This is a genomic window from Rhizobium sp. Leaf384 (assembly GCF_001424065.1).
Lineage (GTDB): Bacteria > Pseudomonadota > Alphaproteobacteria > Rhizobiales > Rhizobiaceae > Ferranicluibacter.
Window position 1 is genome coordinate 1282625 of the sequence record NZ_LMQE01000001.1, and the last position, 20689, is coordinate 1303313.

A 20689-nucleotide genomic window follows, 5' to 3' on the forward strand; every position below is an offset into this window, starting at 1 on the left:
GTGAAGGCCAAGAGATTATGACGCGAAGGCAGCCGGCGCGTCAGCGGCGAAATGTCTGTCGCATTGGCGGTGCCCGGGCTTCCGCCGCCTCGGACACGCCGCCGTCAAGGCAATGGCTGCGACCGCCGGCCGCTTTGGCGGCGACGACACAGGGCGCATCGGGTGTATCGAACACGGCAAGGGAAAAAGGGTCAGGGCCGCCGGGTACGGGTTTGGCATCGACCCGCTCGGCCGTGAACCGCACGTCTGCGGGCTGGGATGCGCGCAGCGCTTGTCGCGAAAGAGCCGTATCGGCAGCGCGACCTTCCCGATTTTCCCGGCCGGAAACGTCACCTTGCCGCAGGATTCCGCCCGTGCCCGACGCGACGATCTGCGCAGAGGCAACCAGGGGCATTGCGAGCACGGCGGCAAACAGCCAAAGCAGCGCCAGAAGCCTCGACGAGGCCTCCCACACTGCCCGGTCCCATTGAGGGCGCCGTTTCGTTTTGCCGATCCCGTCGTTCACGGGGATGTCCTTCCCTGCGGGTCGTGTCCCGACGATCCGTTCATGCCGGCCTTACAATCATTCCCGGCAGGCAAAGTCAAATCACGCTCCGACGATCGCCGGCCCCTGCCGGGCAGCGGATCATGCGACGTCAGCTGCGATGCAGCGCGGAGACCAGGCCGGTCGGTCCGCCTTCGCACGCCACGCAGAGCGTATCGCCGTCGAAGCTCTGGACGGTGCAGCCCGCCGCTTCGAGAACACCCCGCGTCTCCGGATATCCCGAAAGCATCACGATCTGCCCGGGCTTCAGTGCGAGAACCTGCAGGCTGGTGCCTTTGCTGGCACGAAACTCCTCAGCCGGCGCCTCGAGGAGACTGATGCCCCATTCCTGCAGGATCTGGTAGAGCGCCACGGGCAAGAGCGGTGCGAACACCAGGGCCAGATCCCGCCGCACGGGGCTGACGATGGAGGACAGATGAAAACAGGCGTCGTCACCGTTCCAGAGCGGCAGGTCGTAGCTGAGAACATCGACCCCTTGGGCCGCGAGAATCGTCGCCAGCTGGGCGATCCCCTCGTCATTGGTTCGCAGCCCGCGGCCGATGAGCAAGGTCTCCGCATCCAGCCAGATGGCATCGCCCCCCTCGACGGTCCCGAAACCGTCGATCTGGCCGAGAAGCGGGATGCCGGCCTTTTTGCAGGCGGCTTCGTGCAGCGCGACCTCCTTGCGTCGCATCGCCTTGCCGGGCCGCAAAAGGACCGCGCCGTGCGGCGTCATCAACACAGGATCCTGGGTGAACATGCCATCCGCAAGGCCGTCGCCCTTGTCCTCGATCCAGACGATCTCGGTGCCGGCCTGTTCCACGAGGGTCGCGAACTGGGCATATTGCCCGATCGCCGTCTCGGCGTCGAAGCCCGCACCATAATGCCAGGCCGCAGTGTCGGCGGCCACCAGGCTTTTTCCGGGACGGCGCATCAGCGCGCGCCTGAGGGGAGACGACATGTCCCGAACGCCGAATTCCGCCATGGTGTCTCCTTGCCGAACAAAGCGCCAGGCGGCGCGGCGGGGATCATAGGCAGGATCGGGACGACGGCAAGCCCTCGAAAAAAAGCCGCAGGACGGGACGATCCTGCGGCTGAAGATATTGGGACAGTCTAGCATGCGACGCCGGCTTACGGCGTCGACGGCTCACCATAGGGACGGCCCGTGTGCGGCCGCTTAAGCGGATCGGGAGAATTTTACGGATTGCCGCTTTGCCGCACGAGGTTTCGTCGCGTCGCGCCATCGCTGCAGCCTGGCTCAAGATTGCGGACGTATTGTCCTGCCATGCCGGCGGGCATCGGGCATCCAGCATGTCCGCACCATGCGGAGACCCGACCCCGCCCGCCGGTATCCCCCCATCACGATCAGCCACACGGGCGCGTTTCCGGATCATTTTCTCGGGGCGACGGTTCAAGTGTCGGACGACATGCGCTACTGCATTGCCGGGCAACGGGAGACACGACCGCATTCGGCGCGGCGGGCGCTTGCCGGACGACGGGAAGGATGGCGGCTGGAAGGATGGCGGCAATGAAAACGGCAGCGGAATGCCAATCGATGGCAGATATCCGGACAGAGATCGACCGGCTGGACGAAACGCTGATGCGGCTTCTGGCAGAGCGCTGGAGTTACATCGGCAGGGCCGCGGAGATCAAGACGACAGCGGGCCTTCCGGCGGATATTCCGAGCCGTGTCGACGAAGTCCGCGCCAATGTCCGGCGTCATGCGACCGAACTCGGCCTCGATCCTCACTTCTACGACGCCATCTGGTCGCAGTTGATCCGTCACAGCATCGTCCGCGAAGAAGAGATCCTCGGGCCGCAGAACCCGGGCCGAAGCGCCTGAGGCAACGAGCCTCCTACCAGACCTTCCAGGGTGGCGTCCCCTCTTTCCAGAGACCTTCGAGGCGAGCAACATCCTGGCGCGTCTCGACCGGTTGCCAAAAACCTTCGTGCAGATAGGCCCGCAGCTGGCCCGCCTGCGCCAAGGCGTCCAGCCCTGCCCTGCGATGATCCGGGAGACAGAGCGCGCCGAATGTGTCCAGACAGGACGGTGACAGCACGAGGAACCCGCCATTGACGAATCCCGCTTCCGGCCGGGCCGACAGCGCGCGCACCTCGGTACCGTCCAGATGCAAGGCGCCGTGCTGTGCTGGCGGATAGACCGCCGAAACCGTTGCTTGCCGACCATGGGAGCGGTGGAAGGCGAGGCTTGCTCCGATATCGATGCTGGAAAGACTATCGCCATAGCAAAGACAGAAGGCGTCCTCGCCCTCGAGATGGGCCGCGACCTTCGACAGGCTCCGGTCGCTTGCGATGGCCGGGCCCATATCCACCACCGTTACGCGCCAGTCTTCGACGGCGGCATGATGGATCTCGGCGCTCTTTTGCGTGAGATCGAAGGTCACATCGGCGGCGTGAACCGCGTAGCCGGCAAAGAAGTTCTTGATATCGGCGGCATTCTCGGCGCAGCAAAGGATGAAATCGCTGATGCCGTGCGCAGCGTAGATCTTCATGATATGCCAGATCAGCGGACGTCCGCCGATCTCGACCAGGGGCTTCGAGAGATTGCCTGGAACGGGAAAGCGGAGGTCCGGGCCGTCAGCCCGGATCACGACCTTCACCGGACGTCTCCGGCCGTGAACGTCACGCGTGCCGGAGGACGGCCACGCTCTCTCGATGCACGCATCTCCTTCCGACCTCCGTCAATGCCCGCCAATGCCCGCCAAGGGATCAGCGGCTCGTCATGGGTCAAGAAGACGTAGGGCGCGACGTCTCGCCGTCAATTTTACAGAGCGGCGATGTAGCTTGCCAGTCGATCCGCAGCGGTGCGGATGTGGAGCGGATCGCGCAAGAAGCAGGCCCGCATGAAGCCGGCGCCACCCTGGCCGAACGCCGTGCCGGGGGCAAGGCCGACCAGGGTCCGATCGACGATGTCGAGCGCCGCCGCGCGCACGTCGGTGATGCCGTCGATCTTGAGAAAGGCGTAGATGGCGCCGTCCGGACGAAGCGTCTCGACCCGGTTCGTCGCGATCAGGGCATCGCAGAGGATATCGCGCGACATGGTCGCCTTGACGACGTTCTGGCGGACGAAGTCGTCGCCATGATCGAGCGCGACGCGGGCCCCGGCCTGAATGAAGGGAGCCACGCCCGATGTCGAATACTGGATGAGATTCTCGAGCGCCTGGCCGATCTCGGCCGGGGCCACGATCCACCCTGCCCGCCAGCCGGTCATCGACCAGTTCTTGGAAAAGGAGTTGACGAAGATGATCCTGTCTTCATCCTCCATGACATCGAGGAAAGACGGCGCGCGCGCCTCGGCATAGAAATATTGCGCATAGATTTCGTCCGCGATGATCCACAGGCCATGACGGCGCGCGAGATCGAGAAGCGCGACGAGATCGGACGGCGTTGCCGTCCAGCCGGTCGGATTCGATGGCGTATTGACGAAGAGCGCCCGGGTGCGCGGGGTGATCGCCGCCTCGATCCGGTCGAGATCCAGCTGCCACTTGCCGTCGGCGAACGAGAGAGGCACGCCGACGGCCTGCGCCCCCGAAAGCTCGGCGGATGCGGCGAAGTTGGGCCAGGCCGGCGTCAGGTACAGGAGCTCGTCACCTGGGGAGGCCACCGCCTCCACAGCCAGCTTGATCGACTGCATGCCGGAGCCCGTGACGAAGACATTGTCCATGCCGAGGGTCTTGTTGAAGTGCCGGTCGTAGTAGCGCACGATCGCCTGGCGAAGCTCGGGGATGCCACGCTGCCAGGTGTAGAAGGTTTCGCCCGCCGTCAGGGAGTCCCGCGCCGCCTGCGAGATGAAATCCGGCGTCGGAAGGTCCCCCTCGCCGACCCAAAGCGGAATGAGCCCTTCGCGGCCACGCGCATAGTTCACGACCTCCACGATGCCGCTCTGCGGCGCCGCATGTGCGCGGGCGCTCAGGCTCGGCGAGATGCTGGCCGGAACGTTGGTATCCGAGGAGGAAGGCGACGAGAATGACGACATGGCTGGTAAGGGTCCGGTTGACGACCGAGACGTCCTAGACCCTTTCGACCGGACGATCACGCGATAATCGCTGGCCGTCCGATCGATTTTCGTGATGTTTCACCTAAGGTGCGTCGCGTGAAACAGGATTCACGCAGCGCACTTTAAGGTCTTGTTTGGATGCATGTCGTTTTCCGAAACCGCTGCACACGTTCGGCGACATGCATTAGACGCGCGGTGCGCGCAGCAGATCGCGGATTTCGGTCAGAAGCTGGACATCGGCCGGCGGCGGAGCCTGCTCTTCCTTGCCCTCGCGCTTGTCGCGCTCGACGGACGCGCGCAGCTTGTTGACGCCCTTGATCATCATGAAGATGATCCAGGCAAGGATGATGAAGTTGATGAACACGGTAATGAAATTGCCATAGGCGAAGATAGCCCCCTGCTCGCGTGCCTGGGCGAGCGTCGTGGCCGTCACGTTGCCGCTGAGCACGAGGAAGTAGTTGGAAAAGTCGAAGCCACCGCCCGTGAGCGCGCCGACGACCGGCATGACGAGGTCGTTCACGACGGAATCGACGATCTTGCTGAAAGCCGCACCGATGATAACGCCGACGGCCAGATCCATCACATTGCCGCGGGCGATAAATTGCTTGAACTCGTTCAACATCCCAACTCTCCTTTGACGTGCACCGGACGTGCCGGCCCCCGGAGCAAACGTATCGTCTTTCGAAAGAAAGGAAAGCTGCAACGGCTCGCATTTGTGACCGGCTGCTTTCGCCGTCCTGCGCTTTTCATCCAGCGGCTTCGACCTAAGACGTAAGCCAAAGCAATTCTCTTCGCCGCGCCTTTCCCCTATGTTCGGGGCCCATGCTCGCTGCCTGTGATCGGGACCGGGCTCGGGATCGGCGCGCCGTCGAGGAGGAATGCATGCTATCCGGCACGGTCGTCTTTGCGGCCGCCTTCACCTATCTGCTGTTTCTGTTCGCTGTCGCCACCTATGGCGACCGCAGGGCGCGCAAGGCTGCAACGAGCGGCGTGGCGGCACGCGGTCGCCCCGTCGTCTATGCGTTCAGCCTGGCGATCTACTGCACGAGCTGGACCTATTTCGGCGGCATCGGCCTTGCTGCCGAACGGGGGCTGGAATTCACCGGCATCTACATCGGCCCGATCCTCATGTTCACGGTGGGATTGCCGATCATTCGCCGCATCACGGCACTGGCAAAGTCGCAGAAGCTGACATCGGTGGCCGATTTCATCGCGGCACGGCATGGCAAGAACCCGACCGTGGCGGGCATCGTGGCGCTGATCTCGCTGGTCGGCGCCATTCCCTACATCGCCTTGCAGCTCAAAGCCGTGTCGAGTTCGATGGCCGTCCTGGTTGATACCCGACCCTACGGGCTCGACAGCGGAGCGGCGTTCATCGACCTCCCCCTGCTGGTCACCCTGTTCCTGGCCTGCTTTGCCATCGTCTTCGGCACCCGGCACACGGATGCGACGGAGCATCAGGATGGGCTGATCCTGGCGATCGCGATGGAATCGGTTGTCAAGCTCGTGGCGCTCGTTACCGTCGGCCTTTACGTCATCTTCTTCCTGTTCGACGGCCCGGCCGACATGCTCGCCCGCGCCCGGGAGAACAGTTCGGTGATGCAGGCCCTGACCTATCAGACGCCGGTGGCCCGCTGGATCGTGCTGACCGTTCTCTCGGCCATCGCCATCATCCTGTTGCCGCGCCAGTTTCATGTGACGGTGGTCGAAAACCGCACGGCCGGTGAGCTTCGGACGGCGGGCATTCTGTTCCCGCTCTATCTCGTCGGCATCAATCTTTTCGTGCTGCCCGTTGCCATCGCCGGCATGCTGACCTTTCAGGGAAACGGTGTCGCGGATCTCTACCTGCTGACGCTGCCGCTGTCGCACGACCTGCCCATCCTGACCCTCATTGCGTTCATCGGCGGGTTCTCTGCCGCGACGGCCATGGTCATCGTCGCCTCCGTCGCCCTGTCGATCATGCTGTCGAACGACATCGTCATGCCGATCTTTCTGCGGCGAAACCTGACCGGACGAGGCCGATCCAAGGATGTGGGCGCCACGCTTCTGAATGTCCGGCGGATGGCGATCTTCGCGGTGCTTCTGCTTGGCTACGGCTATTATCGCGCCGCCGACATCACGGCGGGGCTTGCCTCCCTCGGGCTCCTGTCCTTTGCGGCGATCGCCCAGATGGCGCCGGCCATGTTCGGCGGGCTTGTCTGGCGGCAGGCGAATGCACGCGGCGCCATTGCCGGCATGACCATCGGTTTCTTCATCTGGGCCTACCTGCTGTTTCTGCCGAGCCTTGGCGGTCCCGACAATTCGCAGGTAGCAGCGACGATTCTCGGCTTCCTGTTTCCTTTTGCCGACATGTTCACCCTCGAGACCGCCGACCCCCTGGTGAATGCGACGGCGCTCAGCCTCCTGTTCAACAGCACGGCCTATATCCTTTTCTCGCTGTCGCGCGCGCCGAAACCCCTGGAGCGCCTGCAAGCCGGGTTCTTCATTCACAGGACATCGCGCACCGAGCGCGCATTCCGGGGCCGCAAGACCAAGATCACCGTGCTCGACCTGAAAAACACCATCGCCCGCTATCTCGGCGAGGAACGGATGCAGCGATCCTTCGAAACCCATGCGCGCAAGAGCGGGCGCCGGCTGGAAGACGGACAGCCGGCCGACATGGCGCTCATTCATTTCTCCGAACAGATCCTCGGCAGCGCCATCGGCTCGTCCTCGGCCCGGCTCGTCCTGTCCCTGGTTCTTCAACGGCTCGACGACACGTCGCCGGATACCGCCATCCTCCTCGACCAGGCCAGCGAAGCGCTGCAATACAATCAGGACATGCTGCAGACAGCCCTGTCGCAGATGGATCAGGGCATCGCCGTCTTCGACAGTTCCAACCATCTGATCATCTGGAACCGCCGGTTCCGGCAGTTGCTCGATCTGCCCGAGGCCTCGGGCCAGGTCGGCTTTCCGCTCTCGGAGATCGTTGCGATCCTGACGCGGCGCGGGGACCGGGTGCGCGACGGCGAACCGGCTCTGCTGACAAGCTTTCTGGCTCTCGACAAGCCGTTCCAACTGGTGCTCTCCGGCGGCGAGCGGATCATCGAGGTGCGCAGCAATGCCATGCCGGACAAGGGCCTGGTCACGACCTACACCGACATCACGCAGCGCGTCGCCGCCGACATGGCGCTGCTGCAGGCAAACGAAACGCTGGAGGCGCGCGTTGCCGAGCGGACGGCGGAACTGACGCGGGTCAACCGCGAGGTGGCGGAAGCCCGCGCGGCGGCCGAAGAGGCGAACAACGGAAAGACGCGTTTCTTTGCGGCAGCCGGCCACGACATCCTGCAGCCGCTGAATGCCGCCCGACTCTACTCGTCTTCGTTGGTCGAGCGTCTGGGCGCGTCGGAAAATCGACTGCTGGTCCAGAACATCGACTCGTCCCTGGAGTCCGTCGAAGCCATTCTCGGTGCCGTGCTCGATATTTCGCGGCTGGACACCGGCGCCATGAAGGCGCGCCTGCAAACCGTACCCCTTGATGATTTCCTCCGACGCATCGAGACCGACTTCGCGCCGGTCGCCAAGGCAAGCGGCCTGAAACTGACCGTGATGCCCACGTCGCTCAGCGTGCGCACCGATCCGAACCTGCTGCGCCGCCTGGTGCAGAACCTCGTGTCGAACGCGGTGAAATATACGCCGCGCGGACGTGTGCTCGTGGGCGTGCGACGCCGGGGAAGCGACGCCGTGATCGAGGTGATCGATTCCGGCATCGGCATTCCCGCCTCGAAATTCCGGACGGTCTTCAAGGAGTTTGCGCGGCTGGAGGAAGGGGCGCGAACGGCCTCGGGGCTCGGACTGGGACTTTCGATCGTGGACCGGATCTCCCGCGTGCTGCACCATGCCGTCGATCTTCATTCCGTGCCGGGAAAGGGCACCCGGTTCCGGGTGACGCTGCCCATCGAGGCGAGCGCCCGGCCGAAAGCGGCATCTGGCGGGACAAGCGCAAACGTCGGGCACGCCACGCCGATGAACGGGCTCGCCGTTCTCTGCATCGACAACGAGCCGCGGATCCTCGAAGGCATGCGCAGCCTTCTGGAAAGCTGGGGATGCCGTGTCATGACGGCGGCCTCCGCGGAAGTCTGGCTGCCCGGCGCGCGCCATGACATGCCGGATACGATCATCGCCGATTACCATCTCGATCACGCAACGGGGATCGATGCCATCCGCGATGTTCGTGCAGCCTGCGGCCGCGAAGTCCCGGCCCTTCTGATCACGGCGGATCGGTCGATCGAGGTTCGCGCAGCGGCCGAGCGCGACGGAATTGCGCTTCAGAACAAGCCGGTGCGGCCAGCCGCGCTGCGGGCCTGGCTGACGCGCTCGGCGGCCATGCCGAAAGCGGCGGCCGAATGACCCCCGCAGCGACAAACCGGATCATGACACGACGCGTTCGCCGCACCGCGTAAAGCTTACGCCGCGACGGCGGTGACCTTGCCGAGCTGGATCACCGCCTGGGTGCGGCTGTCGACATTGAGCTTCAGGAGAATGGCCGAGACGTGCGCCTTGATCGTCGCCTCGGAGACACCGAGCTCGTAGGCGATCTGCTTGTTGAGGAGACCTTCGGCCAGCATGGCCAGCACGCGGGATTGCTGCGGCGTCAGCGTGTTCAGTCGCTGGATCAGATCGGCGACATCGGGCTCGTGGCTCATGCCACGCTGGAAACCATCGGGTGTGTAGAGATTGCCGGCGATGACCGTATCGATCGCGCGGCGAATGTCGTCGATCCCGGCCGATTTTGACAGGAAGCCGCAGGCGCCGAGATCGATCGCCCGCGTGATGGTGGCCGGCTCGTCATGGGCGGAGACGATGAGGATCGGCAGCGAGGGAAATTCGGTCCGCAGGACCATCAGGCCGGAAAAGCCGCTCACGCCCGGCATGGTGAGATCAAGCATCAGAAGATCGGCATCGGGGTGACCTGCCGCCGCGTCGCGCACGGCACCGAAATCGCCGGCTTCCACGATATCGGGTGCGCCCGGCATGGCGGCGAGCGCCTGCCGCATCGCCCCACGAAAAAGCGGATGATCGTCCGCAACGATGATGGTCATGCCCTGTGCCATGATGCTCCCTCCCCGAGCGACCGGCGACCGGGTCCTCCAACCCGTCGACCGGCGTCATGCCTTGCCTTTCCGGCCGTTGCCCGGATCACGTCTTCCGGAGATCGCCCTCCAAGTCGGCCGCGGGCGGGGTTTTCTCCTCCCCCTGCCACTCGCGACCGAAATCCTTGGCAATGCCCATGAAACTGCGCAACATTCTATCCATAATGCCCATGGTCTGGTCAATCTCTTCCTGCGTCGGCAATCGCGGCGACAAGGCCCGCGGCGGTTCGCTTGCGGCTTTTTCCAGGGCGTCTACACGTTTTTCGAGGAGTTCGAGTTCCAGGTCATAGGCCGTTCGCTCATCGGCGGCCATCCGGCACACGAGATCGCCCGCCTTTTCCTGGCAGAGGGTGACTTCGCCCGTCTGCGTGTCGAGCCGTGCGATGCCTGTATCGGTCTTCTGCATGCTGTAGCGACCCGGCATCGGTTCCTCGGAAAAGACCGGGGCAGCGCCGATCAGAAGCATCACAGTCGCACAGGACAGGCGTTTCGGTGCGAGGCAACGGCGGGTCATGGGTTTGGTCATGGCGGCAGATCCTCCTGGGCTTTGGCGTTCGGGCGTGTCACGTGGCACGCATGGTTGACGAGTGGTGGACTTTTACGCCGCTTTACGGCAAGTCCACGGCATGGGGGCGACCCGCCTTGCGGGGCCTGTCTCGTTGCGACGCTTCTCGCCTTATGCGACGGCGTGCGATCGGAGATCGACCCGAGGACGGAGCCCGAAGCGTTGCCCTGCCGGTTGCAGATCATGTCTGCCTGGCGCGCATCGAACGACGAGGAGCAAGCAGCATGTCCGGCATCATCTACAAAATCGTGCCAACGTCACTCTGGCGAAACGCACAGGCCGCCGGATCGTTCGACGGCGCGCCGGTCGACCTCGCGGACGGCTTCATCCATTTCTCGACCGCGGACCAGGTCGCGGAAACCGCACGTCGTCACTTTGCCGGGCAGGACGACCTGTTGCTGGTCGCCATCGACGGCGAGAGGCTCGGTGAAGCCCTCATCTACGAGCCCTCGCGCGGCGGAGCGCTGTTTCCGCATCTCTACGGACCGCTTCCCATGACGGCCGTCCTGTCGGAGCAGCCTCTCCCGCTGGCGCCGGACGGCACGCACATCATTCCGGAGCTCGATGCATGAAGGCTCATCTGGAAACCCTGGCGCGGCGCGCCCTGTTTCTCACCGATCCGGAAACGGCACACGGACTGTCGATCAAGGCCCTGCGTTCTGGCCTCGTGCCATCGCATGCGGCATCGGCGGATCCGCGCTTGCGCCAGTCGGTGGCGGGCATCAGCTTTCCCAACCCTCTCGGCATGGCCGCCGGTTACGACAAGAACGCGGAAGTCCCCGAGGCACTTCTGCGCCTCGGCTTCGGCTTTACCGAGATCGGCACTGTGACCCCCCGCCCCCAGACGGGCAACGACCGGCCGCGCATCTTCCGGCTGGTTCGCGATGAGGCCGTGATCAACCGGCTGGGATTCAACAATGACGGGCATGCCGCAGCGCTCGATCGGCTGAAGGCTTGTCGGAGCGATCCGCTGATCGGCGTGAATATCGGCGCCAACAAGGACAGCACCGACCGGGTGAACGACTATGTTCTGGGCATCCGATGCTTTGCGCCGGTGGCGCGATATTTCACGGCCAATATCTCCTCGCCGAACACGCCCGGCTTGCGCGACCTCCAGGCCCGCAGCAGCCTGTCTGCCCTTCTGGCAGCCGTGCTGGAGGCGCGGGATATCGAAGCACGCAAAGTGAAACGCCGGCTGCCGGTATTCTTGAAGATCGCGCCCGATCTCAGCGACGAGGGCCTCGACGATATCGCCGCGGAAGCCTTGGCCCATCCGCTCGACGGGCTGATCGTCTCCAACACGACGCTTGCGCGCAGCGGGCTGACCGATCCGACACTCGCGGCGGAGGCCGGCGGTCTTTCCGGAAAGCCGCTGTTCGACCTCTCCACGGTGGTGCTGGCAAAAATGCGCCAGCGCGTCGGTCCCGACATGCCGATCATCGGTGTCGGCGGCATCCGTTCGGCCGAGACGGCGGCAGAGAAGATCCGGGCGGGCGCCGATCTGGTTCAGCTGTATTCGGGCATGATCTTCGAGGGGCCGGCGCTACCAGGCCGTATCGTCACTGGCCTTTCGCGCCTCTGCGATCGCGAGGGGCTGGCCTCGATCCGCGACATCCGAAATTCGCGCACGGCCTACTGGGCGGCAAAGGTCTGAGCCGATCGCCGCGGTATGCGCGACAGGAGCAGCAGGCCGCGGCAGAGCAGGAACAGGTTGAGCGACGCCCACAGACCGTGATTGCCGAAGAACGGCACGAAGGCGCAGAGTGCCGCGATATAGATCGCAAAGGCCGCCAGCATCATGTTGCGCATGTCGCGTGACCAGGTCGCGCCGATGAAGACACCGTCCATGAGAAAGGCGAGCGCGCCCGTTGTCGCGGTCAGCGCCGCCCACGGCGTGTAGGCGTAGGCAATGCTGCGCACATCCGGCGCCGTGGTCAGGAGATTGACGATATCGTCTCCGAAGAGAAAGAAGCCGAGCGTCGTCAGCGCCGCCAGCGCGAAGGACCAGACCGCCGTCATCTTCAGCGCGCGCTCGAAGGCCGGACGATACTGTGCCCCGATGGCGCGACCGGTCAACTGTTCGGCGGCGTTGGCAAGACCGTCAAGATAGTAGCCGGCCACGAGAAAGATCGTCATCAGCACGGCATTGGCCGCCAGGGTTACCGGCCCGAAGGTCGTGCCGACCCGCGTCATCACCAGGAACACGGCGAGAAGCACGAAGGACCGGATCATGATGTCGCGATTCAGCGCGAAGAGACGCGCCAGCCCGGTCCGCTCGGCGATTTCTCGCCATGTCGGCCGCGCCGTCGGGTCGAAACGGGAAACGACGACCACGGAGCCGATCAGTGCGCCGACCATTTCGCCGGTCAGCGTGGCAATGGCGACGCCGGCCACACCCCAGCCGGCGTAGAGCCCGAGCGTGATCGACAGGACGATGTTGACGCCATTGATCAGCGTCTGCAGCAGGAGGCCGAGCGTTGCCTGCCCGCGCCCGAGGACGTAACCGAGAATGGTATAGTTGGCCAGCGATGCGGGGGCGGCAAGGATGCGCCAGAGGAAGTAGGTGCGCGTGACCTCCGCCACTGCATCGCCGGGATCGAGCAAAGCCAGCCCCGCCGAGAGGAGAAGCGGCGACAGGACGATGGTTGCCAAACCCGCCGTGAGCGCGATGGTCATCGAGCGCCAGAAGACGGTCTGCTCCGCGCGCCGGTCGCCGCGCCCAAATGCCTGCGCCACCAGTCCCGTCGTGGCGGAGCGCAGGAAGTTGAAGGTGACGAAGATGAGATCGAAGACGACGGCCCCGACGGCAAGGCCCGCCAGCAGCGTCGCATCGCCCAAGCGCCCGACGACGGCGGTATCGACGAGGCCGAGAAGCGGCGTCGTGAGAAAGCCGAGCGTCATGGGCACGGCGATGGAAAGGATGAGCCGATGGGTGACCTCGAAGGCCCCCGCGCTGTCGGATGTCAGCCGGCTTTCGTCATTTCTCGCTTGTCCTGACGTCATGTCCATCCACCTTCGATGTCATGCCGTTGGACGACCTCCCCAGGCTTTTACGTGCCGGAGGAGAGCACCATGGCCCAATAGGGCCGGTTGCCGGAAGCGGGATTGCGCATGACGGCAACGCCAAGACCTGAATAGCCCGGACCGAGCATGTTTTCGAGATGTTTTGGCGAGTTCAGCCAGGCGAGATAGGCTTTTTGCGCATCCGCCTGGCCGACTGCGATGTTTTCGGCTGCCGGCAGGCTGACCGACTGGCTTCGCATGCGCGTGCCGAAATTGTCGGTGATCCCGATCAGATGGGCCATCTTGCCGGCTTTCGCCATACGATCGGCCTGAGACAGCGCAGCGTTTGCGGCAGCCGGATCGCGCGCGAGAGGGCTCAGTCCGCGCTCCTTGCGCAAACCGTTGATGAGGCCAAGCGTCGCTTCCGTCTGATCGCTTCCGTCACCGGGTGGGGAAAGCACGGATGTGGTGCTGCAGCCGGATATCCCGCCGAGCGCAAGGAGAGCTGCAGCCGTCAAAAAGGTGCGGCGATTCTGCGAAGGAGAAAACGGCATCGCTAGCGACGGAAACTGAGCAGACGGAGCACGATAAAGATCGGAATCACCACCGCCGCGCCGATCAGCAGATACTCGCCGACATCGCCCAGCGCGTCGAAACCCGTGTACCAGAGGTCGAGCACGAAATCGCGGATGCTGCGGAAGATGCCATAGGGCGTCCAGCCGAACACGGTCATGACGAAGCCGACGATCAGCGAGAGGACCAGCAGCTTCACGATGACCCGGCCGGGCGTATCGCCGAGAAACCTGTTCAAACCATCCGCCATGCCTGTTCGTCTCCTCGGGCTGTTGCGCGCGGTCATCCGGTGCCGGGCCTTCAACGGCCCGTCCGCATGTAGCGGTCGCGGCCTCCTGTCGCAAGGATTGTAGGCGGAATCGCGGCGTAGCCTGACCTCGACACGAATTCCCTTTTCAGGCTCCCGGCGACAGCCTATGCATCGCGCGCCCTTCGGCACTGGAGCCCGACCATGAACCCGCATCAACTGTCCTCCGGCGACCTTCTCGCCGACCGGCGCGCCGAATATGCCCAGATGCTCGGTGCGAGCGGCGATCATGCGGAAGCAGCCGATCTCATGCGCCAGGCACTGGAGCGGGTGCCCGACTGGGCCGCCGGCTGGTACCGGCTTGCGGAATACGAGGAAAAGGCCGGGGACGCCAAGGCGGCCGCGGCTTCGCTTGCCCGCGTGCTCGACCTCAACCCCGAAGACATGTTCGGCGCCCGCCTCAAGCGCGCCGTGCTGGGCGTCGACGCTGTCCCCGGGCAGGCCTCCAGTGCCTATGTGACGCGGCTTTTCGACGACTATGCTGATCGGTTCGATGCCGCGCTCGTCGAACGTCTGGGATATACGGTTCCCGGACGGCTGGCGGCCATGATCGAGCGCTGCACGGACGGCGCGATGCTGGAACGGGCGATCGATCTCGGCTGCGGTACGGGCCTCTTGGGTGCGGAAATCCGACATCGCGTGAGAGCACTGGAGGGCTACGACCTTTCGTCGAACATGCTGGGCAAGGCTGCGGAAAAGCATCTCTATGACCATCTGGGGGAGGCCGACCTCTCCAGACCGCTCGCGGCCTCCGGCCTGATCGCTCCCGACCGGCCGGAAGGCCGCGCCGATCTCGCAGTGGCAGCCGACGTGCTGATGTATCTCGGCGATCTCCTGGCCGTCTTTGCCATCGCGCCGGCCTTGCTGAAGGACGGAGGTCTGTTTGCGTTTTCCGTCGAGGACGCAGAGGCGCCGCCCACCAGCGGCTCCGGCGCGGATTTCGTCCTGCGTCCGTCGCTGCGCTATGCCCATGCCGAACGCTATGTCCGCAGCCTCTGCAACGCGGCCGGATTGGAGGTGATGGACGTCGCGCGGGCCACCATTCGCAAAGATGGCGTAGAGGATATCGCAGGCATCCTGTTTCTTTCACGCAAGCGCCCCTGAACGACGCTTTGTTGCGAATTTAAAATAGGTCAGCAATCCTTACGTATTCGCCTTGCAAACCTGCAGGAAACGCCGATGATACCGGCACTTCCAAGGGCACCTGGCCTATGGCCAGCCTTGGTGAAGCACGAGCATTCCTGACACCGGGTCAGGCTTTTATGCCTGTCGATATCGCCCTCAACGCCTTTTCGGAGCGAACGCCATGTCCTTGATTTCAGCCCTCGGGTTCTGGAATACGAATGCCGCGCGCCATACGCCGATCGAGGATGTGCAGGGGGTCTTTACCGGGAGTCTCGTGTCGGCGCTGGGCCTTTATATCCTGGCCAGTGCTGGGCTTCTGACCGGCAGCACGGCGGGCGTCGCCTTTCTGCTGCACTACGCGTTCGACGTGAACTTTGGCCTTGCCTTCTTCCTGCTCAACCTGCCGTTCTTTTATCTCTCGCTGAAGCGGCTGGGATGGGCCTTCACCATCAAGACCTTCATTGCCATCGGCCTGACATCGGTCATTGCCGACATGCAGTCGCGCGTCTTCGTGATTTCGAGCATCCATCCGGCCTGGGCTGCCCTTCTCGGCGGCCTCCTGCTCGGTTACGGGCTGCTGGCGCTTTATCGGCACCGCGCCAGCCTCGGCGGCGTCGGTATTCTGGGTATCTATCTCCAGGAGCGTTTCGGCATCCGCGCCGGGCTTGTCCAGCTCGCCATCGATCTCTGCGTGCTCACCGCTGCCTTCTTCGTCACGATCCCGTCTGTGGTATTCTACTCGGTGCTCGGTGCCGTCGCGCTCAATCTGTTTCTCACGATCAATCACCGTGCGGACCGCTATATCGCCTTGTAAGAGCAGTCTCTCACGTCGAGGAACATCGTCTGCATCACCTCGACGTATGGAAACCCTCCAGCCAAGCCTCGCGCTGTGCGCGGCTGGACACGGCGTAGGGGCAGGACCTCGCCGACAATCCTGCAAATGCCGCGTTACGCCCTTCGCATCGCAAGCGGGCCATATCGTCCTGCGTGAGCACGGGCTCGACCTCCGCTGGCTCCTCGGCCGTCGGCAGGCCGTGCTTCAGCTTCGCCTCGATGTGGCGCAGGACCGCCAGAGCGGGCAGCGCGCGCTTTTCGTCGATCCGCGGGAGGCTCGGATCGCCTCGCGATCCTGAGACACTGAAGGTCATCGGCTCTCTCCTTTCCGTCTATTTCGCGAATAGCCCTCTTTTATCATACATCCGTAAAATACCCCTATCAATTCTAGGGGTTTGCTTCAGGGTCCTGGCCGGACGCCGGTCTGAGGCGCCGCCTCGTCCATCGCCTTGCGAACGGTCTCGTGCAGGCCGGCTGCCTTTCCCGTGTCGTCCGCGTTGTCGTGATGCGCCACGTTGCCGCCGTCCTTGCGCTCCAGCTCGCGATCGATCATGGCGCGGTCCCCTTCAGCGGGTTCCTGAAGGATCTTGTTGTCGTCCGGGGTCGTGTCCTTGCGTTCCATCGTGCCGTCCTTTCGACGTTCGGCCTGCCTCTGCGGCTATTTGCTGTGGAGGACAAACGAGTGTTGAATTCGATGGTTCCTTGAACGGTTTCGGACCTTTCCGTTTCCCCGGCAAAGCGCCGAGCCTTTCCGAAACACGGACCGCGACATCGCGCTTTGATCAGAAAGACGATCGCGAAGGTGCGAGATGACGACGATGCCAGCGCCAAAGGATGGAGCCGAGGAAGGCGCCGGGCATGAAGCCCGAGGATGCCAGCGTCTGGAAAGAAGGGCCTCCGCGTTCTACATTCGAACGCGTGAAACAGATCCCGTCCGTTAAGCCCGCATCGCCGGCCTTTGCCCTGCCCGAACCCTTCCTGCGCTGGTTCTCGCGCAAGGGCTGGCAGCCGCGCCCGCATCAGCTCGATCTTCTGGCGCGGATCCGCGGCGGCGAGAGCATGCTGCTCATTGCGCCGACCGGGGCCGGCAAGACGCTGGCCGGATTTCTCCCCTCGCTGGTGTCGCTCACCGAGCGCGGCCGGATCCCGCCCGGCTCCGGCTTTCACGGCATCCACACGCTGTACATCTCTCCGCTGAAGGCGCTGGCCGTCGATATCGAGCGCAACCTGATGACGCCGGTGGGTGAGATGGGGCTGCCGATCCGGGTGGAGAACCGCACCGGCGATACGCCCCAATCCAAGCGCCAGCGCCAGAAACTCGATCCGCCCGACATCCTCCTGACGACGCCCGAACAGTTGGCCCTGCTGATCGCCAATGGCGAAGCCGAACGGTTCTTCAAGAATCTCGACTATGTCATCTTCGACGAGCTGCACTCGCTGGTCACCTCCAAGCGCGGACATCTCCTGGCGCTCGGTCTCGCGCGGCTGAGACGGCTTGCGCCGGGTCTGAAAACGATCGGCCTGTCGGCAACGGTGGCCGATCCCATGGACCTGCAGCGCTGGCTCGTGGCGCAGTCCCCAGACCAGAACGCGGCGGCAGGGGTCATCACCGTCGCAGGCGGGGCGAAACCCGATATCTCCATTCTCGCAAGCGAGGTCCGCGTACCCTGGTCCGGCCATACGGCGAGCTATGCGATGCCGGAGGTCTACGAGGCCATCAAGCGGCACCGCACCGCCCTTCTCTTCGTCAACACCCGCAACCAGGCGGAGCGGCTGTTCCAGGCCCTCTGGACCATCAACGACGACAACCTGCCGATTGCCCTTCACCACGGATCTCTCGATGTCGGCCAGAGACGCAAGGTCGAGGCAGCCATGGCGGAAAACCGTCTGCGCGCCGTCGTCGCCACCTCGACGCTCGACCTGGGCATCGACTGGGGCGATGTCGACCTCGTCATCCATGTCGGTGCACCGAAGGGGGCAAGCCGCCTCGCCCAGCGCATCGGCCGCTCCAACCACCGCATGGACGAGCCGAGCCAGGCGATCCTCGTTCCCGCGAACCGTTTCGAGGTGATGGAGTGCCAGGCGGCGCTCGATGCCAACTATCTCGGCGCGCAGGACACGCCGCCGGTCGGGCGGGGCGCTCTTGACGTTCTCGCCCAGCATGTTCTGGGCATGGCCTGCGCCGCGCCCTTCGACCCACTGGCGCTTTACGACGAGATTACCAGCGCCTCTCCCTATGCCGAACTCAGCTGGGAGACCTTCGAGCGCATCATCGATTTCGTGGCAACCGGTGGCTATGCGCTACGGACCTACGAACGCTATGCCCGCATCCGCAAGACGGCGGACGGGCTGTGGCGGGTCTCGAACGGCAAGGTGGCGCAGCAATACCGGCTGAACATCGGTACCATCATCGAATCGCCGATGCTGAACGTGCGGCTCGTCGGCAAGATGGCGAGCAAGGCGCGCATGGGACGCGGCGGCCTTTCGCTCGGAAAGGTCGAGGAGTTCTTCCTGGAGATGCTGTCGCCGGGCGACACCTTCCTGTTCGGCGGCAAGGTCATCCGGTTCGAGGGCATCCATGAAAACGAGTGCCTCGTGACGCAAGGCTACAAGCTCGACCCGAAGATCCCGTCCTATGCAGGCGGCAAGTTCCCGCTTTCGACCTATCTCGCCGCACAGGTGCGCCGGATGCTGGCGGATCCCGAGGCTCATGCCGATCTTCCGCAGCAGGTGCGCGACTGGCTGGCCATCCAGCGCGACCTGTCGATGCTGCCGCGCGAGGACGAACTGCTGATCGAGACCTTTCCCTATGGCAACCGCTACTTCATGGTCGCCTATGCCTTCGAGGGCCGGCTTGCCCACCAGACGCTCGGCATGCTGCTGACACGCCGGCTGGACCGGGCCGGACTGAACCCGATGGGCTTCGTTGCGACGGATTATTCCCTGGCCATATGGGGCATGGAGGATATGACACAGGCCTTCGAGGCTGGTCATCCGTCCCTTCCGGATCTTTTCGACGAGGATATGCTGGGCGACGACCTGGAGGCCTGGCTGGACGAGAGCTACCTGCTGAAGCGCACGTTTCGCAACTGCGCCATCATCGCAGGGCTGATCGAACCTCGGCATCCCGGCAAGGAAAAGACCGGGCGTCAGGTGACAGTGTCCAGCGACCTGATCTACGACGTGTTGCGCAGCCACGAGCCGGATCACATTCTCTTGGAAGCGACCCGCAACGATGCGGCAACAGGGCTTTTGGATATCGGACGGCTTGGAGATATGCTGGTGCGAATCAAGAGCCACATCGTTCACCGTCCGCTTGAGAAAGTTTCGCCGCTCGCCGTCCCGATCATGCTGGAAATCGGTCGGGAGTCCGTGCCGGGCCAGGCACCGGATGCGCTGCTGGCAGAAGCCGCCGACGAGCTGATCTTTGAGGCGATGGGCGAACACGCCGATATCCCGGGGCTCTCGCAAGGTCTCGGCATGTCGGCACCTTCGCAGGCTCTTTCGACAGACTCTGACAAGCCGGTACGTTGACCGGTGGGAACGACGCGCTGATGCACCGCCTCTACCATGCCAGCCGAACCACGGCTGACGCCTATCCTGCCCTGTCCGAACGGATCGCCATCAACGGCGTTGCCGCCGTCTGCGATCCGCTCGGGGGCCTCCACCTGCCCGACGACGACGTGCTTGTCGTGTCCGACCTGCACCTCGAGAAAGGCTCGGCGTTCGCCCGGCGCGGCATGATGCTGCCGCCCTATGACACGCTGTCGACGCTGAAGATCCTGCAGGCGATCATCGCCCGCCACAATCCGAAGATCGTGATCAGCCTCGGCGACAATTTTCATGATCGCGTCGGCTCGGCGCTGATGCCGGACATGTTTCGTCAGATGATCGTCGATATGGCGCGCGGCCGGGAATGGATCTGGATCAACGGCAACCACGATCCGGACGGCGCCGCCACCCTGCCCGGCACCTCGCTCGACGAGGTGCGCCTGGCCGGACTCACGTTCCGCCACGAACCGAGCCCCGATGCCGTACCGGGGGAGATCGCCGGCCACCTGCACCCGGCCGCCATCGTCCGCCGACGCGAGAAATCGGTGCGCCGCGCCTGTTTCGCAACCGACGGCAGCCGCCTCGTCATGCCGGCCTTCGGCGTCACGACCGGCGGCATGGATCTTTCCCACCCCAATATCTGCCGCCTGTTCGACGCTGCGAGGCTGACCGCCCACATGCTCGGCCGCGACCGGATCTATTCGGTGCGGTTTGCCAACCTGCGGGGGTGATCCCTCAGCTTGCCACGGAACGGCACTGCAGGCGCCCTACCCTCAAAACGCGTTGAACGTCAGCGTCGTCAGTGATCGCATGATCCCGGGGACGGTGGCGATGTGGTCGTTGATAAACTTGCCGATGTCCTGGCCTTCCTCGATGTAGACCTTGATGATGAGGTCGTAATCGCCGGAGGTGGAGTACATTTCCGACACGATTTCCTTGCGGTAGATCACGTCGGCGACCTCGTAGGTCTTGCCGGGGGCGCATTGCAGCTGAACGAAGATCGGCTTCATGAGGGCTGTCCTTGAGATGTTTCGCACGACATAGGACAGAATCGTGC

20 protein-coding genes and 1 pseudogene are annotated in these 20689 nt (G+C 64.1%); 8 read left to right on the forward strand and 13 right to left on the reverse strand.

The window, feature by feature from the left end:
* Nucleotides 1-40: 40 nt before the first annotated feature.
* Nucleotides 41-505, reverse strand: coding sequence for a hypothetical protein (locus ASG25_RS05855; protein ID WP_156379601.1), 465 nt, complete (start codon nucleotides 503-505; stop codon nucleotides 41-43).
* Nucleotides 506-635: 130 nt separating this feature from the next.
* Nucleotides 636-1508, reverse strand: coding sequence for an arginine deiminase family protein (locus ASG25_RS05860; RefSeq protein ID WP_062470502.1), 873 nt, complete (start codon nucleotides 1506-1508; stop codon nucleotides 636-638).
* Nucleotides 1509-2051: 543 nt separating this feature from the next.
* On the opposite strand from ASG25_RS05860, the gene ASG25_RS05865 reads away from it, so the two are divergent.
* Complete coding sequence (locus ASG25_RS05865) at nucleotides 2052-2366, forward strand: chorismate mutase family protein (RefSeq protein WP_062470505.1); 315 nt, start codon at nucleotides 2052-2054, stop codon at nucleotides 2364-2366.
* A 13-nt stretch (nucleotides 2367-2379) separates the two neighbouring features.
* On the opposite strand, the gene ASG25_RS05870 is transcribed toward ASG25_RS05865, so the two are convergent.
* The 3 genes from ASG25_RS05870 to mscL form a co-directional block, all read right to left on the reverse strand.
* Nucleotides 2380-3144: a hypothetical protein gene (locus tag ASG25_RS05870; RefSeq protein ID WP_062470510.1), complete on the reverse strand. Its 765-nt coding sequence runs from the start codon at nucleotides 3142-3144 to the stop codon at nucleotides 2380-2382.
* Nucleotides 3145-3308: 164 nt separating this feature from the next.
* Entirely contained in the window at nucleotides 3309-4520 is a 1212-nt protein-coding gene (locus ASG25_RS05875; protein ID WP_062470513.1) for a pyridoxal phosphate-dependent aminotransferase, read from the reverse strand.
* 205 nt (nucleotides 4521-4725) lie between these two features.
* A complete protein-coding gene (mscL, locus tag ASG25_RS05880; RefSeq protein ID WP_062470518.1) occupies nucleotides 4726-5163 on the reverse strand; it encodes a large conductance mechanosensitive channel protein MscL in 438 nt (145 codons plus the stop codon).
* A 260-nt stretch (nucleotides 5164-5423) separates the two neighbouring features.
* On the opposite strand from mscL, the gene ASG25_RS05885 reads away from it, so the two are divergent.
* Nucleotides 5424-8930: a PAS domain-containing hybrid sensor histidine kinase/response regulator gene (locus ASG25_RS05885; RefSeq protein ID WP_062470522.1), complete on the forward strand. Its 3507-nt coding sequence runs from the start codon at nucleotides 5424-5426 to the stop codon at nucleotides 8928-8930.
* A 56-nt stretch (nucleotides 8931-8986) separates the two neighbouring features.
* Here the strand turns inward: ASG25_RS05885 and ASG25_RS05890 are convergent, their stop codons facing one another.
* Nucleotides 8987-9634, reverse strand: a complete 648-nt coding sequence (locus ASG25_RS05890; protein WP_082475533.1) for a response regulator transcription factor — start codon at nucleotides 9632-9634, stop codon at nucleotides 8987-8989.
* Nucleotides 9635-9719: 85 nt separating this feature from the next.
* Nucleotides 9720-10139, reverse strand: a complete 420-nt coding sequence (locus tag ASG25_RS05895) for a hypothetical protein (protein ID WP_062470525.1) — start codon at nucleotides 10137-10139, stop codon at nucleotides 9720-9722.
* Nucleotides 10140-10462: 323 nt separating this feature from the next.
* Between ASG25_RS05895 and ASG25_RS05900 the strand changes: the two genes are divergently transcribed.
* Nucleotides 10463-10810, forward strand: coding sequence for a DUF952 domain-containing protein (locus ASG25_RS05900; RefSeq protein ID WP_062470528.1), 348 nt, complete (start codon nucleotides 10463-10465; stop codon nucleotides 10808-10810).
* Nucleotides 10807-11892: a quinone-dependent dihydroorotate dehydrogenase gene (locus tag ASG25_RS05905; protein ID WP_062470531.1), complete on the forward strand. Its 1086-nt coding sequence runs from the start codon at nucleotides 10807-10809 to the stop codon at nucleotides 11890-11892. The genes ASG25_RS05900 and ASG25_RS05905 overlap by 4 nt, the downstream gene beginning before the upstream one ends.
* On the opposite strand, the gene ASG25_RS05910 is transcribed toward ASG25_RS05905, so the two are convergent.
* Genes ASG25_RS05910 through ASG25_RS05920 form a run of 3 tightly spaced genes read right to left on the reverse strand, consistent with a single transcriptional unit; the run spans nucleotide 11871 to nucleotide 14064 of the window.
* On the reverse strand, nucleotides 11871-13241 hold the full coding sequence (locus tag ASG25_RS05910; RefSeq protein WP_062472280.1) for an MATE family efflux transporter: 1371 nt from the start codon (nucleotides 13239-13241) through the stop codon (nucleotides 11871-11873). The genes ASG25_RS05905 and ASG25_RS05910 overlap by 22 nt on opposite strands.
* A gap of 47 nt (nucleotides 13242-13288) precedes the next feature.
* A complete protein-coding gene (locus ASG25_RS05915) occupies nucleotides 13289-13795 on the reverse strand; it encodes a CAP domain-containing protein (protein ID WP_062470534.1) in 507 nt (168 codons plus the stop codon).
* A gap of 2 nt (nucleotides 13796-13797) precedes the next feature.
* Nucleotides 13798-14064: a DUF6460 domain-containing protein gene (locus ASG25_RS05920; protein ID WP_062470537.1), complete on the reverse strand. Its 267-nt coding sequence runs from the start codon at nucleotides 14062-14064 to the stop codon at nucleotides 13798-13800.
* A 201-nt stretch (nucleotides 14065-14265) separates the two neighbouring features.
* Here ASG25_RS05920 and ASG25_RS05925 point away from each other — a divergent pair, with 201 nt between their 5' ends.
* Both ASG25_RS05925 and ASG25_RS05930 read left to right on the forward strand, forming a co-directional pair.
* Nucleotides 14266-15225, forward strand: coding sequence for a methyltransferase domain-containing protein (locus ASG25_RS05925; protein WP_062470540.1), 960 nt, complete (start codon nucleotides 14266-14268; stop codon nucleotides 15223-15225).
* Nucleotides 15226-15427: 202 nt separating this feature from the next.
* Nucleotides 15428-16060, forward strand: coding sequence for a YitT family protein (locus ASG25_RS05930; RefSeq protein ID WP_062470543.1), 633 nt, complete (start codon nucleotides 15428-15430; stop codon nucleotides 16058-16060).
* A 34-nt stretch (nucleotides 16061-16094) separates the two neighbouring features.
* Here the strand turns inward: ASG25_RS05930 and ASG25_RS05935 are convergent, their stop codons facing one another.
* Entirely contained in the window at nucleotides 16095-16394 is a 300-nt protein-coding gene (locus tag ASG25_RS05935; protein ID WP_062470545.1) for an Rmf/CrpP family protein, read from the reverse strand.
* Between the two features lie 86 nt (nucleotides 16395-16480).
* Complete coding sequence (locus tag ASG25_RS05940) at nucleotides 16481-16702, reverse strand: hypothetical protein (RefSeq protein WP_062470548.1); 222 nt, start codon at nucleotides 16700-16702, stop codon at nucleotides 16481-16483.
* A gap of 236 nt (nucleotides 16703-16938) precedes the next feature.
* Between ASG25_RS05940 and ASG25_RS05945 the strand changes: the two are divergent.
* Both ASG25_RS05945 and pdeM read left to right on the forward strand, forming a co-directional pair.
* Nucleotides 16939-19527: pseudogene (locus ASG25_RS05945) on the forward strand (ligase-associated DNA damage response DEXH box helicase); the annotation flags it as partial.
* A 107-nt stretch (nucleotides 19528-19634) separates the two neighbouring features.
* Nucleotides 19635-20363, forward strand: coding sequence for a ligase-associated DNA damage response endonuclease PdeM (gene pdeM / locus ASG25_RS05950; protein WP_062470552.1), 729 nt, complete (start codon nucleotides 19635-19637; stop codon nucleotides 20361-20363).
* A gap of 42 nt (nucleotides 20364-20405) precedes the next feature.
* Here pdeM and ASG25_RS05955 read toward each other — a convergent pair whose 3' ends face one another.
* Complete coding sequence (locus ASG25_RS05955; protein WP_062470555.1) at nucleotides 20406-20642, reverse strand: Lrp/AsnC ligand binding domain-containing protein; 237 nt, start codon at nucleotides 20640-20642, stop codon at nucleotides 20406-20408.
* Nucleotides 20643-20689 lie beyond the last annotated feature (47 nt).

What these genes read in the sequence shown, in the direction of transcription:
- ASG25_RS05925 (WP_062470540.1), top strand. Translation starts at nt 14,266, where the DNA reads ATGAACCCGCATCAACTGTCCTCCGGCGACCTTCTCGCCGACCGGCGC.
- pdeM (WP_062470552.1), top strand. Translation starts at nt 19,635, where the DNA reads ATGCACCGCCTCTACCATGCCAGCCGAACCACGGCTGACGCCTATCCT.
- ASG25_RS05905 (WP_062470531.1), top strand. Translation starts at nt 10,807, where the DNA reads ATGAAGGCTCATCTGGAAACCCTGGCGCGGCGCGCCCTGTTTCTCACC.
- ASG25_RS05890 (WP_082475533.1), bottom strand. Translation starts at nt 9,634, where the DNA reads ATGGCACAGGGCATGACCATCATCGTTGCGGACGATCATCCGCTTTTT.
- ASG25_RS05915 (WP_062470534.1), bottom strand. Translation starts at nt 13,795, where the DNA reads ATGCCGTTTTCTCCTTCGCAGAATCGCCGCACCTTTTTGACGGCTGCA.
- ASG25_RS05910 (WP_062472280.1), bottom strand. Translation starts at nt 13,241, where the DNA reads ATGACGTCAGGACAAGCGAGAAATGACGAAAGCCGGCTGACATCCGAC.
- ASG25_RS05895 (WP_062470525.1), bottom strand. Translation starts at nt 10,139, where the DNA reads ATGCTTCTGATCGGCGCTGCCCCGGTCTTTTCCGAGGAACCGATGCCG.
- ASG25_RS05860 (WP_062470502.1), bottom strand. Translation starts at nt 1,508, where the DNA reads ATGGCGGAATTCGGCGTTCGGGACATGTCGTCTCCCCTCAGGCGCGCG.
- ASG25_RS05940 (WP_062470548.1), bottom strand. Translation starts at nt 16,702, where the DNA reads ATGGAACGCAAGGACACGACCCCGGACGACAACAAGATCCTTCAGGAA.
- ASG25_RS05875 (WP_062470513.1), bottom strand. Translation starts at nt 4,520, where the DNA reads ATGTCGTCATTCTCGTCGCCTTCCTCCTCGGATACCAACGTTCCGGCC.
- ASG25_RS05900 (WP_062470528.1), top strand. Translation starts at nt 10,463, where the DNA reads ATGTCCGGCATCATCTACAAAATCGTGCCAACGTCACTCTGGCGAAAC.
- mscL (WP_062470518.1), bottom strand. Translation starts at nt 5,163, where the DNA reads ATGTTGAACGAGTTCAAGCAATTTATCGCCCGCGGCAATGTGATGGAT.
- ASG25_RS05885 (WP_062470522.1), top strand. Translation starts at nt 5,424, where the DNA reads ATGCTATCCGGCACGGTCGTCTTTGCGGCCGCCTTCACCTATCTGCTG.
- ASG25_RS05930 (WP_062470543.1), top strand. Translation starts at nt 15,428, where the DNA reads ATGTCCTTGATTTCAGCCCTCGGGTTCTGGAATACGAATGCCGCGCGC.
- ASG25_RS05865 (WP_062470505.1), top strand. Translation starts at nt 2,052, where the DNA reads ATGAAAACGGCAGCGGAATGCCAATCGATGGCAGATATCCGGACAGAG.
- ASG25_RS05955 (WP_062470555.1), bottom strand. Translation starts at nt 20,642, where the DNA reads ATGAAGCCGATCTTCGTTCAGCTGCAATGCGCCCCCGGCAAGACCTAC.
- ASG25_RS05920 (WP_062470537.1), bottom strand. Translation starts at nt 14,064, where the DNA reads ATGGCGGATGGTTTGAACAGGTTTCTCGGCGATACGCCCGGCCGGGTC.
- ASG25_RS05935 (WP_062470545.1), bottom strand. Translation starts at nt 16,394, where the DNA reads ATGACCTTCAGTGTCTCAGGATCGCGAGGCGATCCGAGCCTCCCGCGG.